General features: G+C 59.1%; 16 protein-coding genes. 13 read left to right on the forward strand and 3 right to left on the reverse strand.

Going from position 1 to position 16,173, the window contains the following annotated elements; all coding sequences use genetic code 11:
• The first annotated feature begins 7 nt into the window (after positions 1 to 7).
• Complete coding sequence (locus RSQ48_RS03470) at positions 8 to 1,204, forward strand: patatin-like phospholipase family protein (RefSeq protein WP_003803648.1); 1,197 nt, start codon at positions 8 to 10, stop codon at positions 1,202 to 1,204.
• Entirely contained in the window at positions 1,204 to 1,671 is a 468-nt protein-coding gene (locus tag RSQ48_RS03475; protein WP_003803646.1) for a barstar family protein, read from the forward strand. The genes RSQ48_RS03470 and RSQ48_RS03475 overlap by 1 nt, the downstream gene beginning before the upstream one ends.
• 3 nt (positions 1,672 to 1,674) lie before the next feature.
• On the opposite strand, the gene RSQ48_RS03480 is transcribed toward RSQ48_RS03475, so the two are convergent.
• Positions 1,675 to 2,403, reverse strand: a complete 729-nt coding sequence (locus RSQ48_RS03480) for a 16S rRNA (uracil(1498)-N(3))-methyltransferase (protein WP_003803644.1) — start codon at positions 2,401 to 2,403, stop codon at positions 1,675 to 1,677.
• Positions 2,404 to 2,598: 195 nt separating this feature from the next.
• Here RSQ48_RS03480 and tkt point away from each other — a divergent pair, with 195 nt between their 5' ends.
• The 3 genes from tkt (at position 2,599) to RSQ48_RS03495 (ending at position 6,923) form a co-directional block, all read left to right on the forward strand.
• Positions 2,599 to 4,644: a transketolase gene (gene tkt, locus RSQ48_RS03485; RefSeq protein WP_003803642.1), complete on the forward strand. Its 2,046-nt coding sequence runs from the start codon at positions 2,599 to 2,601 to the stop codon at positions 4,642 to 4,644.
• 12 nt (positions 4,645 to 4,656) lie between these two features.
• Positions 4,657 to 5,670, forward strand: coding sequence for a type I glyceraldehyde-3-phosphate dehydrogenase (gene gap, locus RSQ48_RS03490; RefSeq protein ID WP_003803641.1), 1,014 nt, complete (start codon positions 4,657 to 4,659; stop codon positions 5,668 to 5,670).
• Between the two features lie 62 nt (positions 5,671 to 5,732).
• Positions 5,733 to 6,923 (forward strand): phosphoglycerate kinase, encoded by a 1,191-nt coding sequence (locus RSQ48_RS03495; RefSeq protein WP_051010456.1) that lies wholly within the window; start codon positions 5,733 to 5,735, stop codon positions 6,921 to 6,923.
• Between the two features lie 110 nt (positions 6,924 to 7,033).
• Here the strand turns inward: RSQ48_RS03495 and RSQ48_RS03500 are convergent, their stop codons facing one another.
• Complete coding sequence (locus RSQ48_RS03500) at positions 7,034 to 7,876, reverse strand: NAD-dependent epimerase/dehydratase family protein (RefSeq protein ID WP_003803639.1); 843 nt, start codon at positions 7,874 to 7,876, stop codon at positions 7,034 to 7,036.
• 75 nt (positions 7,877 to 7,951) lie between these two features.
• Here RSQ48_RS03500 and RSQ48_RS03505 point away from each other — a divergent pair, with 75 nt between their 5' ends.
• The 5 genes from RSQ48_RS03505 to RSQ48_RS03525 all read left to right on the forward strand — a co-directional run bounded on the left by RSQ48_RS03505 (position 7,952) and on the right by RSQ48_RS03525 (position 13,172).
• A complete protein-coding gene (locus RSQ48_RS03505) occupies positions 7,952 to 9,394 on the forward strand; it encodes an aldehyde dehydrogenase family protein (RefSeq protein ID WP_415302163.1) in 1,443 nt (480 codons plus the stop codon).
• Between the two features lie 142 nt (positions 9,395 to 9,536).
• A complete protein-coding gene (locus RSQ48_RS03510; RefSeq protein WP_415302164.1) occupies positions 9,537 to 10,295 on the forward strand; it encodes an SDR family oxidoreductase in 759 nt (252 codons plus the stop codon).
• Positions 10,296 to 10,375: 80 nt separating this feature from the next.
• Complete coding sequence (gene mog, locus RSQ48_RS03515) at positions 10,376 to 11,005, forward strand: molybdopterin adenylyltransferase (RefSeq protein WP_131071310.1); 630 nt, start codon at positions 10,376 to 10,378, stop codon at positions 11,003 to 11,005.
• Between the two features lie 81 nt (positions 11,006 to 11,086).
• Positions 11,087 to 12,151 carry a class II fructose-bisphosphate aldolase gene (fba, locus tag RSQ48_RS03520; RefSeq protein ID WP_003803631.1) on the forward strand — a complete coding sequence of 355 codons (1,065 nt, stop codon included), beginning with the start codon at positions 11,087 to 11,089 and terminating at the stop codon, positions 12,149 to 12,151.
• Between the two features lie 139 nt (positions 12,152 to 12,290).
• Positions 12,291 to 13,172, forward strand: coding sequence for a phosphoribosylaminoimidazolesuccinocarboxamide synthase (locus RSQ48_RS03525; protein WP_003803629.1), 882 nt, complete (start codon positions 12,291 to 12,293; stop codon positions 13,170 to 13,172).
• Between the two features lie 30 nt (positions 13,173 to 13,202).
• Here the strand turns inward: RSQ48_RS03525 and RSQ48_RS03530 are convergent, their stop codons facing one another.
• The gene (locus RSQ48_RS03530) at positions 13,203 to 13,361 is read right to left on the reverse strand and encodes a hypothetical protein (RefSeq protein ID WP_415302165.1); all 159 of its coding nucleotides are present in this window, start codon (positions 13,359 to 13,361) and stop codon (positions 13,203 to 13,205) included.
• Positions 13,362 to 13,414: 53 nt separating this feature from the next.
• Between RSQ48_RS03530 and purE the strand changes: the two genes are divergently transcribed.
• Genes purE through RSQ48_RS03545 form a run of 3 tightly spaced genes read left to right on the forward strand, consistent with a single transcriptional unit; the run spans position 13,415 to position 16,145 of the window.
• On the forward strand, positions 13,415 to 13,927 hold the full coding sequence (gene purE, locus RSQ48_RS03535) for a 5-(carboxyamino)imidazole ribonucleotide mutase (RefSeq protein WP_003803624.1): 513 nt from the start codon (positions 13,415 to 13,417) through the stop codon (positions 13,925 to 13,927).
• A gap of 15 nt (positions 13,928 to 13,942) precedes the next feature.
• The gene (locus tag RSQ48_RS03540) at positions 13,943 to 15,124 is read left to right on the forward strand and encodes a 5-(carboxyamino)imidazole ribonucleotide synthase (protein WP_039943851.1); all 1,182 of its coding nucleotides are present in this window, start codon (positions 13,943 to 13,945) and stop codon (positions 15,122 to 15,124) included.
• Complete coding sequence (locus RSQ48_RS03545) at positions 15,117 to 16,145, forward strand: L-threonylcarbamoyladenylate synthase (protein WP_131071311.1); 1,029 nt, start codon at positions 15,117 to 15,119, stop codon at positions 16,143 to 16,145. The genes RSQ48_RS03540 and RSQ48_RS03545 overlap by 8 nt, the downstream gene beginning before the upstream one ends.
• The last annotated feature ends 28 nt before the right edge of the window (positions 16,146 to 16,173 follow it).

Below are 16,173 nucleotides of genomic sequence, written 5' to 3' on the forward strand. Positions count from 1 at the left end.
ACGGATCATGATTCAGCGCTCACCCGCCCCGCTGGCCTTGATCCTGAACGGGGGCGGGGCGCGCGGCGCGTATCAGGCCGGGGTGCTGGCCGGCCTGCTGGAGCTGCTGGACCCGGAGCGCAACCCCCAGTTCAGCAATCCTTTCGATATTATTTGCGGCTCGTCGGCCGGTTCCATCAATGCGGCCGGTCTGGCCTGCCGCGCAGATAAACCGCACGAAGCTGTCGACCATATACAACAGCTGTGGGGGTCCTTGCGCACCAATGACATCTTTCATGCCGACCCCTTGCAGTTGCTGGCCACCAGTGCGCATTGGGTAGCCACGCTAGCCCTGGGCTGGCTGGCCCCCCGTCTACGCGATCATGTGCCGCACTCCATGCTGGACAACTCACCCTTGCGCGAGTTGCTGGAACAGAGCCTGGACTTTGAGCGCCTGCAACGCAATCTGGCCCAGCAGCATGTGGGGGCGCTGGCCATTACCGCTGCCGCCTACACCACTGGCGAGCACCTGACTTTTTACCAGTCGGATGAGCGCATTCGCCCCTGGACACGCAATCTGCGTCGCGCCATTCCCGGCGTCATCGGAGTGGACCATCTGATGGCTTCCAGCGCCATTCCCTTCATGTTTCCGGCGCAGTCACTGCAAGTGGGTAAGCAAACTCAATGGTGTGGTGACGGCACTATGCGTCAGTTGGCCCCCATCAGTCCGGCCATACATCTGGGCGCCCATAAAGTCTTGATTGTGGGGACGGGATATGCGGACAACACGTACCACGAGCAAGAATGTGCAGACCCGCCATACCCCTCTTTGGCGCAGATCAGTGGCTATGCCTTGTCCAACATATTCCTCGATAGTGTGTCAACGGATATTGAACGTATGGAGCGGATCAATACATTGCTTGCCTATATGCCTGCAAATGTATTACAAAGCCAATCGCTGCGTCCTGTCAGCACGTTTGCCATCACCCCCAGCCGCTCGCTGGATGAAATTGCCACCCGGCATATTCATCAGATGCCAACTGCTGCACGTACCCTATTTCGAGTACTTGGTGTATCTTCAAAGTCCGGTCCGACCACAGGCGGTGCATTAATTTCATATTTGTTATTCGAGTCCGGCTACACCCAAGAGCTGATCGAGTTAGGAAAGACCGATACCATGAGTCGTCGTGAAGAAGTATTAGCGTTTTTTAAGGAAGCGTCCTGATGAGCCAATCCCTGACTTTGCAAGAGGCTTTGCAACAAGGCGGCGTGCTCGACGCAACGGGCCTGACGGCTGCTGATTTTCTGAAGCAGGCACAGGACCAGGGGCTCACTGCCCTGGAAGTAAGTTGCGATCGTGCGCGCAATCGCTCCGCTGTGCTGCGAGCAGTCGCCAAAGCTGTTGATTACCCTGAATTTTTTGGTGGCAATCTGGATGCGCTCTACGATTGCCTGTGCGACACCGTACTGGATCAAAAGGCTGGTTTGGCCTTGTGGCTGGACAACCTGCACAGTGGCGATCCCGCATTGGAAAAAGACGCCCAGGCTATCTTGGGCGTGTGTGAGGATGTGCATGCCTGGGCCTCGAACAACGAGCGCCGTTTTGTCTGTGTTGTTTTACATGCCGGCAAGCATCCTGATCCGGAACCAGGCGAGACCCCTGCCTCCTACTCCAGCCAGGACGAGGAATAAGCCTTATTCCCAGCCTTGCAAGGCGCTGATCGCTGCCGTCAGCGCCAAGGCAGCGGTCTCGGTTCGCAGTACGCGGTGCCCGAAGCGAATGGCCTGCGCCTGGGCAGCCAGCGCCACTTTTTGTTCTTCGGGCGACCAGCCGCCTTCGGGGCCAATCAAAATGGTGACGGCCTGGTCCTGCGGCTTTATGGCTTGTGCCAGTTGCTGAGGCGCATCAGGGTCACAAAACAGATGCAGACCCGTTCGGGCATCCCGAAAGTAGTCGGACAAGCTCAGCGGCGCCGCCAGTTCCATCAGACGATTGCGGCCACACTGCTCGCTGGCTGACTCGATGACCCGCTGCCAGTGGACCATGCGTTTGGCCTGCCGTTCCGCGCTCAGTTGCAGCACGCTGCGTTGCGCGCGAATCGGCACCAGGCAGCTCACTCCCATTTCCACCGCTTTTTCGATAATCCAGTCCATTTTGTCGCTGGAGGCAATGCCTTGCAGGACGGTAATGCGGCCAGCCAGTTCGCGTACGGGTGTTTCGGCCGCCCCCAGGTTGGCAAACCCTTTTTTGCCCTCGATGCGCAAGGTAGCGGGAAATTGGGTGCCCAGTCCGTCAAACAGGACGATGTCCTGCCCATCTTTTAAACGCAGTACCCGGATGGCGTGATGCGCCAGGGCGTCGGGCAGGGCGATCTCGGTGTGGGCCGTCAGGGCAAAGGGATGATAAAAACGGGGAGCTGCCATATCAGGACACCATCAAGGGTAAAAAAACCGCACAAGCATACCGTACCTGGGCTGGGGGAAGAAAGCGCAAGGCCGCAGCGCAAGTGAGGGCGATTTAGCGCCAGCAATGCTAAAATAGCGCGTTTTATAAACTAATCAGGGCCGTGAGCCGTCCGCTAGCCGGAATTGTCGCGCCGCCGCCCCAATGAGCTTCTAATGGATATTGCGTCAGCCTCTGATAAAACCCTAGCCAATGCCATCCGTGCCTTGGCTATGGATGCCGTGCAACAAGCTAATTCGGGCCACCCCGGTGCGCCTATGGGCATGGCCGATATCGCCCAGGTTCTCTGGTCCCGGCACCTGAAACACAACCCCGCCGACCCCGCCTGGTTTGATCGTGATCGTTTTGTGTTGTCAAACGGCCACGGTTCCATGCTGATCTACGCTTTGTTGCACCTCAGCGGTTACGACCTGTCTCTGGACGAGTTGCGCAACTTCCGCCAGATGCATTCGCGTACCCCCGGCCACCCAGAAGTGGGTATTACGGCTGGCGTGGAAACCACGACCGGCCCCTTGGGCCAGGGTCTGGGCAATGCGGTTGGCTTTGCGCTGGCCGAAGCCTTGTTGGCCCGCGAGTTCAACCGTGACGGCCACGAGGTGGTAGATCACCTGACTTGGGTTTTTGCAGGCGACGGCTGTTTGATGGAAGGGATCTCGCACGAGGCCTGCTCCTTGGCCGGCACCTGGAAGCTGTCCAAGCTGGTCGTGCTGTACGACGACAACGGCATCTCTATTGATGGCAAGGTCGAGAACTGGTTCGGTGACGATACGCCCGCCCGCTTTGAAAGCTATGGCTGGAACGTCATCCGTGCTGTTGACGGTCATGACGCCGCCTCGATTCACAACGCGATTGAACAGGCCCGCCGCAACGCCAAAGAAGGCACCGGCCCCACTTTGATTTGCTGCCGCACCGTGATCGGCAAGGGCGCGCCTAACGCGGCCGGCTCCGAGAAGGTCCACGGCGCTCCGCTGGGTGCTGAGGAAATCGCCGCCACCCGTGCTGCGCTGGGCTGGAACCACGGTCCGTTTGAAATCCCTCAGGAAGTCTACCAGGGCTGGGATTGCCGCGAAAAAGGGGGCGTCCAGCAAGCGGAATGGCAAGCGCGTTTTGACGCCTACAGCCAGGCCTATCCTGAACTGGCCGCGGAACTGGCCCGTCGTCTGAAAGGCGAACTGCCTGCCGATTACAGCGCTAAAGTACAGGCCTTTATTGAGGAAACCGCTCAGAAAGCTGAAACCATTGCCTCGCGCAAGGCCTCGCAACTGGCAATTAGCGCGCTGGTCAATGTGCTGCCAGAAATGTTGGGCGGCTCGGCTGATCTGACCGGCTCCAACTTTACCGACTGGAAGGGCGCCGAGGCAGTGCGCGCTCACGCCGACGGTGTACATTTTGGTCGTCACATCAACTACGGTGTGCGGGAATTCGGTATGGCTGCCATCATGAATGGCGTGGCCCTGCATGGGGGCTACCTGCCGTTTGGTGGTACCTTCCTGACTTTCTCGGATTACTCGCGCAACGCCATTCGCATGGCAGCGCTGATGAAGCAGCGCGTGGTGCATGTCTTTACCCACGACTCCATCGGTCTGGGCGAGGATGGTCCGACGCACCAGTCCATTGAACACGCCAATAGTCTGCGACTGATCCCCAACCTGCATGTCTGGCGTCCTTGCGACACCACGGAAACGGCCGTAGCCTGGGCCTGCTCGATCGAGCGTCCCGCCAGCATCGGCATGAATGTGCAGGACGGCGGCCCCAGTGCCTTGCTGTTGTCGCGCCAGAATCTGCCATTCGTGGAGCGCGATGCACAAACCATCCAGAACATCCGCCGTGGTGGCTATGTGCTGCGCGATGCGCCAGATGCGCGCGCCATCATCATGGCAACCGGTTCGGAAGTCGGTCTGGCCTTGCAGGCGCAGGAGCAGTTGGCTCAGCAAGGAATTGCGACCCGCGTGGTATCCATGCCATGTACCAACCTGTTTGATGCCCAGGACAAGCAATGGCGCGATCAGGTTCTGACCCCGGGCATCCCGCGTGTGGCGGTGGAAGCGGGTACGACGGGTCTGTGGTTCAAGTACGTGGGTCTGGAAGGCGCGGTGGTGGGGATTGATACCTACGGCGAATCGGCTCCGGCTGGCGTCCTGTTCAAGCATTTTGGTCTGACAGCAGAGAAAGTCGCTGCGGCCGTTCAAGAAATTTTGTAATTGGAGTCTGACATGACGATTCGCGTCGCAATCAATGGTTATGGTCGTATCGGCCGCATGATCTTGCGTGCCCACTACGAGTACGGCAAAAAACACGATATCGAGATCGTGGCCATCAACGCCTCGGGCGGTGCCGAGATCAATGAACACCTGACTCGCTATGACTCCGTGCATGGCCGCTTTAACGCCGATGTGTCGCTCGACGGCGACTATCTGGTGGTCAATGGTGATCGCATCCGCCTGCTGAGCCAGCGCGATGCCCTGACCTTGCCTTGGGCCGAGCTGGGTGTGGACGTGGTACTGGAATGTACCGGTGCTTTCACCAGCAAAGAAAAGGCCAGCGAGCACATCCAGGCCGGCGCCAAGAAAGTCATTATTTCCGCCCCCGGCGGCAAGGATGTGGACGCCACGATTGTCTATGGCGTGAACCACGACATTTTGAAGAGCACCGACACGGTGATCTCCAACGCCTCGTGTACGACCAACTGTCTGGCTCCTCTGGTTGCCCCCCTGCACAAGGAACTGGGCGTGGTCAGCGGTCTGATGACTACCATCCACGCTTATACCAACGACCAGGTCCTGACGGACGTGCGTCACAAGGACATGCGCCGTGCCCGTTCGGCCACCAGCAGCATGATCCCCACCAAGACCGGCGCAGCCGCTGCCGTAGGTTTGGTGTTGCCAGAACTGAATGGCAAGCTGGACGGTTACGCTGTGCGCGTTCCAACCATCAACGTGTCCATGGTTGACCTGACTTTTGTGGCTAGCCGCAACACGACGGTTGAAGAAGTGAACGGCATTTTGAAGGCCGCTTCCGAAGGCGCCATGAAAGGCATCCTGGACTACTGCACCGAGCCCTTGGTGTCCATCGACTTTAACCACACCACCGCTTCCAGCACGGTTGACTCCCTGCTGACCAAAGTGACCGGTGGCAATATGGTGAAAGTGGCTGCCTGGTACGACAACGAGTGGGCTTTCTCCATTCGCATGCTCGACAGCACCATCGCACTGATGTCGGCCAAATAAGATCTGAATAGCAGGGGCGGGATTTCCCGCCCCTGTCACGTTAATTCCCAGAACAAAAAATCATGTCTACAAGCATCAAGACCTTGTCTGCGCTGGCCGAAACGGACGCGCTGCGAGGCAAGCGGGTATTTATCCGCTCTGATCTGAATGTCCCTTTGCAAGACGGGCGTATTACCGAAGACACGCGAGTCCGTGCTTCGGTGCCTGCCATTCGCATGGCGCTGGATGCCGGCGCTGCGGTGATGGTCACTTCGCACCTGGGGCGGCCCAAAGAAGGCGAGTGCCAGCCCGTGGATTCTCTGGAACCCGTGGTGCAACGTCTGTCCGAATTGCTGGGCATGCCGGTTGAGCTGCGGCGCAATTGGCTGGATGGCGTGCAGGTGTCGCCCGGTCAGCTTGTTTTGTTGGAGAACTGCCGCTGCAACGTCGGTGAAAAGAAGAATGATCCTGAGTTGGCCCGCAAAATGGCCGCTTTGTGTGACGTTTACGTAAACGATGCCTTCGGTACGGCTCACCGTGCCGAGGCCACCACGGAAGGGATCGCCCGTTTTGCGCCGGTGGCTTGCGCTGGCCCCTTGCTGGAAGCCGAGCTGAACGCTCTGGGGCGTGCCTTGAACCAGCCTGCGCGGCCCTTGGTAGCCATTGTGGGGGGGGCCAAGGTCTCCACCAAACTGTCCATCCTGCGCGCTTTGGCTGAAAAAGTTGATCAGCTGGTGGTCGGGGGCGGCATTGCCAACACCTTTATGATGGCTAGCGGCTTGTCCGTGGGCAAGTCACTGGTCGAAGAAAGCCAGTTGGAAGAAGCTCGCGAGGTGATCCGCATCATGAAAGAGCGCGGTGCCGACGTGCCTATCCCCGTCGATGTGGTATGCGCCAAGTCTTTTGCGGCTGATGCTGCCGCTGAAATCAAGGCTGCTGACCAGGTTCAGGATGATGACATGATTCTGGATGTGGGCCCTGAAACGGCGCGCCAGATCGCTGACATCATTGCCAAGGCCGGTACGGTTGTCTGGAATGGCCCTCTGGGCGTGTTCGAATTCCCGGCCTTTGCACAAGGTACGGCAAGCTTGTCGCGCGCGATTGCCGATTCCAAGGCTTTCTCGATTGCCGGGGGGGGCGACACCCTGGCGGCGATTGCCCAATTCAATATTGGTGAAGAGGTGGATTACATCTCCACCGGCGGCGGTGCATTCCTGGAGTTTCTGGAAGGCAAACGTCTGCCCGCTGTGGCTGCCCTGGAAGACAAGGCTTAAGTTTTGCCGCCTATCGCGTGACCCGTCCTCAGACTGGTTCATGCCTCAGAAAGCCAGCCAACGAAAGTTGGCTGGCTTTTGCTTTTGTGTAAAGACCGGACGCGATGGGGTTACGCCCCCTCTTTAATCAGTTGTCCATAGCCCTGCATGGCATCGGGCCATTCCAGCTTGAAGCCGCTATCGAGCAGGCGCTGGTTGCGCAGGCGTTTGCCGCCTTCTGCAGACGGGCGTCGTTCCGGGTGTGGCACACCCAGCAGATCGGCCAGCCCGTCATATAGCTCGGTAATCCGGTAGGGCCGACTGTCGGTGCCGATATAGCACGGGAAGGGCGCAGGAGCGCGTAGCAGATGCCAGCAGGCCGCTGCGGCATCCTCGATATGCAGGCGGTTGGCCCAATGCTCCGGGTCATCCGGTACGGTGGCCCGTCCTTCGCGCAGCCGATCCAGTAGTTGGGTGCGTCCGGGGCCGTACAGACCGCTGGGGCGGATGACCACAGCCTGGGCGGGGATGCGGTGATGAAGCCTTTGCTCGGCTTCCAGCAAGATTTTTCCATTGAACTGGGTGGGCTCCGTGGGGGAGTTTTCGTCCACCCAGTCTGTCGAGGGGCCATATACCGCCGTCGAGGAGACAAAGACAAAACGTTTCAGGGCTTTCAGGTCCAGCTCGTTGAGCAGATTTTCCAGACCTTGTAGAAAAACGCGCTCATAGGCAGCCTGGTTTCGCTGGTCAGGGGAGACCGCGTAAAGGACGTGAGTGATGGGGCGGTGTTTCAGTCGTAATGACGCAGGTTCGCTCAAATCGGCCTGTACCCACTCTATGCCGCTGTGATCGTCCAGGGGGGGGTGACGGCGCAGGCCGATAACCGGCCATTCATGACGACGGGCCAGCATTCCGGTGCGTGTGCCCAGATCGCCAGCGCCCGCCAGGAGCAAAGTACAGTTTTGAGAATCCACAGCAGCAGGTCCTTGAGTAGAATGATCTCGAGCAAAGCTCGATTGGCTGAGACAACAATAGCATTGGAGGCGGTCATGGAGTGTCGCAATTGGATTGACGGACAGCAACTTGGCGCGGAGGGCGGTGGTTTGCTACCGGTGATCGACCCCTCCACAGGCGAAACCTTTGCCCGACTGGCGCAATCATCCGCGGTGGATATTGATTGGGCCGTGCAGGCCGCCAGGCGTGCCAGTCAGGGGACGTGGCGCCGCCTGAGCGCAGCGCAGCGCAGTCAGTTATTGCTGCGTTGTGCCCGAACCCTGTCCGATGCTCGCGAGGAGTTGGCGCGGCTGGAGTCGCGGGATACGGGCAAGCCTTTGCGCCAGGCCCAGTCCGATGCTGACGCCATTGTCCGCTATTTCGAGTTTTATGCGGGTGCGGTGGACAAGCTGCACGGTCAAACCATTCCCTTGGGTTGGGAAACGACGGCCTTTACGTTGCGCGAGCCCTTGGGCGTCACAGCGCATATCATTCCCTGGAATTACCCCCTGCAGATCTTTGGACGCAGTGTGGCGGCCTCCCTGGCCGCAGGTAATACCTGCGTGGTGAAGCCGGCTGAAGATGCCAGTCTTTCTTTGCTGCGCGTGGCGGAGTTGTTGCACGAGGCGGGCTTGCCTGCCGGGGTGCTGAATATTTGTACGGGCCTGGGCAGTGAGGCCGGACAGGCCCTGGCCGCGCATCCTGATATCAACCATATTTCCTTTACGGGCTCTCCTGCCACGGGCCGTCAGGTGGCCTTGCAGGCCGCGCAGAATTTTGTGCCTGTCACGCTGGAGCTGGGCGGCAAATCGCCGCAGATCGTATTTTCAGATGCGGATCTGGACGTGGCCCTGCCGGTTATTGTCAATGCGATTGTGCAGAACGCAGGCCAAACCTGCTCGGCAGGCAGCCGTGTATTGATTCAGCGTGCGATTTATAGTGACTTTACGGAACGTCTGGCTGAAAGCTTCAAGGCCTTGTTGACGGGGGCAGCGAGCGACAATCTGGATTGCGGCCCTCTGATCAGCGCGCAGCAGCAAGCTCGGGTGCGTTCTTATCTGGAGAATCTGGATGAGGATGGCATTGTGGTGCTGGCGAAAGGCAAGCTGGACTCCAAGGCCCCGACGGGTGGTTTCTATCAAGTGCCTGTCTTGCTCGATCACGTGCCTGTCCAACATCGTCTGGCCCAGGAGGAGATTTTCGGACCAGTCCTGATTGCCCAACCTTTCGGTACGGAGCAGGAGGCCATCACCCTGGCCAATGGTACGCCTTACAGCCTGGTGGCGGGGGTCTGGACACGCGATGGTGCGCGTCAGATCCGCATGGCCAGACAACTACGGGCCGGCCAGGTCTTTGTGAACAATTATGGCGCTGCAGGCGGGGTAGAACTGCCGTTTGGCGGTACCGGACAGTCTGGTATTGGCCGAGAGAAGGGGTTTGAAGCGCTGTACGCCCTGACCAGCCTGAAAACGGTTGCGCTACGTCATGCCCCTGCTTGATGCCGGGGAATGTAGGGGTTAGCGCGGCTGTGGTGTTGGGGGTTTTCTGGCAGCATGGCATTTGAACGCTAAAACAGCATTTCTTTAGGGCGGCATCGAGCCGCCCTTTTTATGGAAATAAAAATAACAGAAGGAGACAAACATGCGATTGCAAGACAAGGTGGCCATCGTGACCGGTGGCGCATCGGGCTTTGGCCTGGGTATCGCACAGCGCTTTGCACGTGAAGGTGCGCGCGTGCTGATTGCCGACTTGAATGTGGAGCAGGGGCGGGCGGCAGCGGCCCAGATTCAGGCGACGGGCGGGCAAGCCATTTTTGTCGCTTGCGATGTGTCACAAGGGGACGAGGTTCAGGCCTTGCTCGATATTGCGCTGCGCGAGTGCGGCGGGCTGCATATCGTGGTGAACAATGCGGGCACCACGCATCGCAACAAGCCTTTGCTGGAAGTGAGCGAAAGTGAGTTCGATCTGGTGTATGCCGTCAATGTGAAAAGCATTTACTGGACAGCGAAACATTTTGTGCCCTATCTGCGGGCTCAGGGTTCAGGTTCCTTCATTAATATCGCTTCGACGGCCGCCTTGCGTCCGCGCCCCGGACTGGTCTGGTACAACGGCACCAAAGGCGCGGTGGTTACCATCAGCAAAGGCATGGCGGCCGAGTTGGGGCCAGACAATATCCGCGTGAATTGTGTCAATCCGGTGATTGGGGACACCGCCTTGCTGGAACAGTTCATGGGCATGCCCGATACGCCGGAAAATCGCAGCCGTTTTCTGGCGGGAATTCCACTGGGGCGTTTTTGCACACCCAAGGATGTGGCGGCGGCGGCTCTGTATCTCGCCTCCGACGAGGCTGAGTTCATTACCGGCACCTGCATCGAGGTAGACGGCGGCCGTTGTATTTAAGCCCCACTGTGATTCGTTACAATCGTGCTGTTGGCAGGCCCGTTCAGGGCCTGTAGTTTATTTCGCTTCCAAGGAAAAGCATGACATTCAATCGACAGTCTCCCCGCGAGCATCCGGATCAGTTGCGTATCGGCTTGGTGTCGGTGTCGGACCGCGCCTCCAGCGGACAGTACCAGGATGAAGGCATTCCCGCGCTGCGTCGCTGGCTTGACCGCGCCTTGACGGTAGCGCCGGCCTATCTGGAGCGACTGATTCCCGATGAGCGAGCCCTGATTACCGCTACCTTGGTCGAGCTGGTGGAAGCCGGTTGCGATCTGGTTTTGACTACGGGTGGCACCGGCCCGGCTCGTCGCGACGTGACCCCGGAGGCGACTCTGGATGCAGGAACACGCGAAATGCCCGGATTCGGTGAACAGATGCGCCAAATCAGTTTAAAATTCGTACCAACAGCGATTTTGTCGCGGCAAGTTGCGGTGATCCGAGAAATTCAGGACCACGCTGCTCTGATTATCAATCTGCCTGGGCAGCCCAAAGCCATTCAGGAAACACTGGAAGGATTACGGGATTCAGAAACCGGTCACGTATTGGTTCCCGGTATTTTTGCAGCCGTCCCGTATTGCATCGATCTGATTGGCGGACCTTACGCACAAACGCATGAGCAGGTGGTGCAAGCGTTCCGCCCCAAGTCGGCGCGTCGGAGCGCCCGTTAACAGGCTCAACCAACAATGGGCTGGACACAGACTGTGTCCAGTCAAGTTTTTCACTTATTTTAGTCTTCAGGAGGTCTTCTCATGGCCCTAGTTTCCATGCGCCAGCTGCTCGATCATGCGGCCGAGCACGGTTATGGTATTCCAGCGTTCAACGTCAATAACCTGGAGCAGGTCCAGGCCATTATGGAAGCCGCCTCGGAGACGGATAGCCCCGTCATCATGCAAGCCTCGGCGGGCGCCCGCAAATATGCCGGCGAGGCTTTTTTGCGTCACCTGATCGAAGCGGCTGTCGAGTCCTACCCCCACATCCCCGTGGTGATGCACCAGGACCACGGTCAGTCGCCCGAAATCTGCAAGGGCGCCATTGAACTGGGTTTCTCCAGCGTGATGATGGACGGCTCCTTGCTGCCTGACGGCAAAACCATTGCCGACTTTGAGTACAACGTGGAAGTGACCCGCAAAGTGGTCGATATGGCTCACAAGCTGGGCGTGACCGTAGAAGGCGAACTGGGCTGCCTGGGCTCTCTGGAAACCATGCAAGGTGACAAGGAAGACGGTCACGGTGCAGATGGTGTCCTGACCCTGGATCAGTTGCTGACGGACCCCGAGCAGGCGGCTGAGTTTGTGAGCCGCACGCAACTGGACGCGCTGGCGATTGCCATTGGTACCAGCCACGGCGCTTACAAGTTCACCCGCAAGCCTACCGGCGATATTCTGTCCATCGAGCGTGTGAAAGAAATCCACCGTCGTCTGCCCAACACCCACCTGGTGATGCATGGCAGCTCCAGTGTGCCTCAGGAACTGCTGGCTGAAATCCGCCAGTTCGGCGGCAACATGAAAGAGACGTACGGCGTGCCCGTTGAGGAAATTCAGGAAGCCATCAAGTACGGCGTGCGCAAGGTCAATATCGACACCGATATCCGTCTGGCGATGACGGCTGCCATCCGTCGCTTCCTGTTTGAAAACCCAGAAAAATTCGACCCGCGCGAATATCTGAAACCTGCTCGTGAAGCGGCCAAAAAAGTGTGTGTGGCCCGTTACCAGCAGTTCGGCGCCGCGGGTCAGGCATCCAAGATCAAGGCCATTCCTTTGCAGGAAATTGCCCGCCAGTACAGCACCGGCGAGCTGTCTCAGATCGTTCAGTAATTATGTCAGGCGAAGCCGGCGTGGGCAGCACGACTGCCTGCCCCGGTCTTCGCGTCTTTGCCCGGTGCCGCAGGCGCCGGGATTGTCGTCCCGCCTGCATCCATAGTCAGCGGGATGTTTTCGTTTTAAGGATGAAATCGTGCAAGAGCCCTTACATCAATCCAGCCTGAGCTCCCTGCCCTTGCTGGCGCGTGGCAAAGTTCGGGACATGTATGCGGTGGGTGAGGACAAGTTGTTGATTGTGGCCAGTGATCGCATTTCGGCATTCGATGTGATTCTGGACGACCCCATTCCTGGCAAGGGCGCTGTCTTGACGCAGATGACCGAGTTCTGGCTGAACAAGCTGGCACACATCATCCCCAACCATACGACTGGCGTTAACCCGGTCGATGTCGTGGCGCCTGAAGAGCGCGCGCAGGTCGAAGGTCGCTCCATGGTGGTCAAGCGCCTCAAACCCATCATGGTGGAAGCCGTGGCCCGTGGTTATCTGATCGGTTCGGGCTGGAAGGATTACCAGGCAACCGGCGCTGTGTGCGGCATTACCTTGCCTGCTGGCCTGAAGCAGGCCGCCAAGCTGCCTCATGTGCTGTTCACCCCGGCCGCCAAAGCAGAAATGGGCTCGCACGACGAGAACGTGGATTTCGCTCATGTGGTCAAGGAAGTCGGACAGGAGTTGGCCGAGCAAATCCGCGATGTGACCCTGCGTCTGTACACGGAAGCCGCCGATTACGCGGCCAGCCGTGGCATCTTGATTGCCGATACCAAGTTCGAGTTTGGCCTGGACGAGCAGGGCCAGCTGCATTTGATGGACGAAGTGCTGACCCCCGATTCCTCGCGATTCTGGCCTGCCGACAGCTATGCCGAAGGCATCAGCCCCCCATCCTACGACAAGCAATTCGTGCGTGACTGGCTGGAAACCCAGGTTTGGGACAAGACGCCACCCGCTCCTCGTTTGCCTGCTGAAGTAGCCCAGCGTACCGCTGAGAAGTACCGCGAAGCACTGGAGCGCCTGACAGCGTGAACGGTGTGCAGCCCGGACAGGTGCTCGCCGTCAGCGAGCCGCCTCATCGTCATCAGCAGGGTGCTGAACGACGACAGCTCGTTGGACGACGCTGCGATGAGGAGCCGGGCTCTGGGGACGGGCCAGGGGCACCGTACAGCCTGCCCCGTCTGAAAACCCATCATTGGATGGGCCCTGCTGTTTTTCCATTTACCAAGGCGCCTGGCAGCATGGCGCCTTCTTCCTTTTAGGGCGTATCTCTGATGAGCGTACAAACTCCTGTAGCCCCTGTGGTGGGCATTGTGATGGGCTCCTCCAGCGACTGGGAGGTCATGAGCCAGGCCGTCGCCATTCTGGACGAATTTGGCGTGTCTCATGAATGCCGCGTGGTCTCGGCCCACCGCATGCCCATCGATATGGTGGATTACGGTGCCCAGGCGCCCGCCCGTGGCCTGAAAGCCATTATTGCGGGTGCTGGTGGCGCGGCCCACTTGCCTGGCATGTTGGCTGCCCTGACACACCTGCCTGTCTTTGGGGTTCCCGTGCCGTCGCGTTACTTGCGCGGCGAGGATTCCCTCTTGTCGATTGTGCAAATGCCCAAAGGCGTGCCGGTTGCCACCTTCGCGATTGGCGAGGCCGGTGCCGCCAATGCCGCCTTGCATGTGATTGCCAATCTGGCCGTCAACGATGCGGTGCTGACTGAAAAACTGATTGCGTACCGTGCCCGCCAGACCGAGGCTGCCCGCGCTATGCGTGTCCCTCCTGTTACTGCCTGATTTTATTTTGTGATGATGACCCCCATGAATGATGCTGCCCTTCTGGTTCCTGGCTCCTGGCTGGGCATGATTGGAGGCGGCCAACTAGGCCGCATGTTCTGCCATAGCGCCCAAAGCCTCGGTTACAAGGTGGCCGTGCTCGACCCGGACACTCATAGCCCGGCCGGTGCGGTCGCGGATCTGCATATTTGTGCAGCCTACGATGATGCGCAAGCATTGGTTCAACTGGGGGAGCTGTGCCAGGCCGTCAGTACCGAATTTGAAAACGTGCCTGCACAGTCCCTGCTGACCCTGGCTCAACATACACGGGTCACGCCTTCGGGTGATGCCGTGGGCATTGTGCAGGATCGCATTCGTGAAAAGGCCTTTATTTCGCAGGCCGGTGTGCCGGTGGCCCCCTATGCCGCCATTGAAAGCCTGGATGATTTGCACGTCGCTGACAGCGCCTTGTTCCCCGGCATTCTGAAGACGGCGCGCTTTGGTTACGACGGCAAGGGGCAGGCACGGGTGGCAGACCGCGATCAGGCCTTGGCCGCCTTCCAGGAATTTGGCTCTCAGGCCTGTGTGCTGGAGGCCCTGCAGCCCCTGAAGTCTGAGATTTCGGTGGTGCTCGCCCGTGGTCTGGACGATCAGGTCAAAACCTTTCCGTGTGCCCGCAATGAGCATCGCGATGGCATTTTGGCCGTGTCCACGATCAGCGCCCAGTTCCAGGACGATGCTCTGTCCGAACAGGCTCGTCAGGCGGCCGCCGCGATTGCCCGCACGCTCAATTACGTGGGCGTGTTGTGCGTGGAGTTCTTTATTCTGGAAGATGGCCGCTTGCTGGCCAATGAAGTGGCCCCTCGTCCGCACAATAGCGGTCACTACACCATGAATGCCTGCGTCACCAGCCAGTTTGAACAGCAGGCCAGGGTGATGGCGGCTCTGCCCCTGGGTGACACGAGCGCCTTGTGTCCGTCCATGATGCTCAATATCCTGGGCGATATCTGGTTTGATGAACACGGTCAGATGCGTGAGCCGGATTGGGCCGCCTTGCTGGCGGTGCCGGGTGTGTCCCTGCACTTGTACGGCAAAGCTGAGGCGCGTGTTGGCCGCAAGATGGGGCACGTCAATATTGTGGGGGCATCGGATGAGCAAGTGCGCGAGCGCACTGCCCGTGCCGCTGCCGCGTTGCGCATTGCATTTGATCATGACTGATACCACCACCCCTGGCCCTTCCGAGCAGCAGATAGAGCAAGCCGCCCATGTGCTGGCACAAGGGGGGCTGGTGGCCTTTCCGACCGAGACGGTGTATGGCTTGGGTGCGGACGCGGAGAACCCGGCCGCCGTGCAATTGATCTACAAGGCCAAGGGCCGTCCTGCCAATCATCCTCTGATTGTGCATGTGGCCCCTGGCGCCGATCTGCGTTATTGGGTGAAAGATATCCCCGCGGTTGCGCAACAATTGATCGACGCCTTCTGGCCCGGTCCTTTGACGCTGATCTTGCCGCGTAATCCGGCGATTCCGGATACGGTCAGTGGCGGTCAAAGCAGCATTGGTATTCGTTGTCCTTCCCATCCGGTGGCTCAGGCTCTGCTCAAGCGCATGGCGGAACTCAAGCCCAGCGGTCAGGCCGGTGTGGCGGCGCCTTCGGCCAACAAGTTTGGACAGGTATCGCCCACAGCGGCCAGCCATGTACGCGATGAGTTCGTGGATATGGGGCCAGATCAGTTGCTGATTGTGGAAGCGGGTCCCTCAGAAGTGGGGATTGAATCCACCATCGTGGATGTGTCGCGAACCCACCAAGGCGTAGGTGCCGTGCTGTTGCGTCCAGGTCATATTACCGCCGCCATGATTGCCGAGGTCATTGGCTACGAACCGGCCAGCCCCGATCAACAGGCTCCACAGGTGTCGGGCAGCTTGAAAGCGCATTATGCGCCGCGTACCCCTTTGTCTTTATTTGATGAAGACAGTGTGCCTGCGGTGCAGGCTGCTTTGGCTCAAGGGGGCAAGCAGGCCATTGTGGCTTTTGCCGCTATGCCTCCTTTTCTGGCTGATGTACATGACTGGTATGTCTGCAGTTCGGATGCCCAGGCTTATGCCCAGGACCTCTATGCCATGCTGCGTCGCCTGGACCAAGGCCAGTACCAGCATATCTGGGTGCAGCGTTGCCCGGATACGCCAGACTGGCAGGCAGTCAATGACCGCCTGGGTCGAGCAGCCGCGGCCTTTGAGTAAATCAGCCGCGGATGACTGCAGAGGGTTG

The sequence above is a fragment of the Alcaligenes sp. SJTW-7 genome, assembly GCF_047716895.1.
GTDB classification, from domain to species: Bacteria; Pseudomonadota; Gammaproteobacteria; order Burkholderiales; family Burkholderiaceae_B; genus Alcaligenes; species Alcaligenes ammonioxydans.

Coding starts and splice junctions, on each gene's coding strand:
- RSQ48_RS03470 (WP_003803648.1), top strand. CDS start 8: ATGATTCAGCGCTCACCCGCCCCGCTGGCCTTGATCCTGAACGGGGGC.
- RSQ48_RS03475 (WP_003803646.1), top strand. CDS start 1,204: ATGAGCCAATCCCTGACTTTGCAAGAGGCTTTGCAACAAGGCGGCGTG.
- RSQ48_RS03480 (WP_003803644.1), bottom strand. CDS start 2,403: ATGGCAGCTCCCCGTTTTTATCATCCCTTTGCCCTGACGGCCCACACC.
- tkt (WP_003803642.1), top strand. CDS start 2,599: ATGGATATTGCGTCAGCCTCTGATAAAACCCTAGCCAATGCCATCCGT.
- gap (WP_003803641.1), top strand. CDS start 4,657: ATGACGATTCGCGTCGCAATCAATGGTTATGGTCGTATCGGCCGCATG.
- RSQ48_RS03495 (WP_051010456.1), top strand. CDS start 5,733: ATGTCTACAAGCATCAAGACCTTGTCTGCGCTGGCCGAAACGGACGCG.
- RSQ48_RS03505 (WP_415302163.1), top strand. CDS start 7,952: ATGGAGTGTCGCAATTGGATTGACGGACAGCAACTTGGCGCGGAGGGC.
- RSQ48_RS03510 (WP_415302164.1), top strand. CDS start 9,537: ATGCGATTGCAAGACAAGGTGGCCATCGTGACCGGTGGCGCATCGGGC.
- mog (WP_131071310.1), top strand. CDS start 10,376: ATGACATTCAATCGACAGTCTCCCCGCGAGCATCCGGATCAGTTGCGT.
- fba (WP_003803631.1), top strand. CDS start 11,087: ATGGCCCTAGTTTCCATGCGCCAGCTGCTCGATCATGCGGCCGAGCAC.
- RSQ48_RS03530 (WP_415302165.1), bottom strand. CDS start 13,361: ATGGAAAAACAGCAGGGCCCATCCAATGATGGGTTTTCAGACGGGGCA.
- purE (WP_003803624.1), top strand. CDS start 13,415: ATGAGCGTACAAACTCCTGTAGCCCCTGTGGTGGGCATTGTGATGGGC.
- RSQ48_RS03540 (WP_039943851.1), top strand. CDS start 13,943: ATGACCCCCATGAATGATGCTGCCCTTCTGGTTCCTGGCTCCTGGCTG.
- RSQ48_RS03545 (WP_131071311.1), top strand. CDS start 15,117: ATGACTGATACCACCACCCCTGGCCCTTCCGAGCAGCAGATAGAGCAA.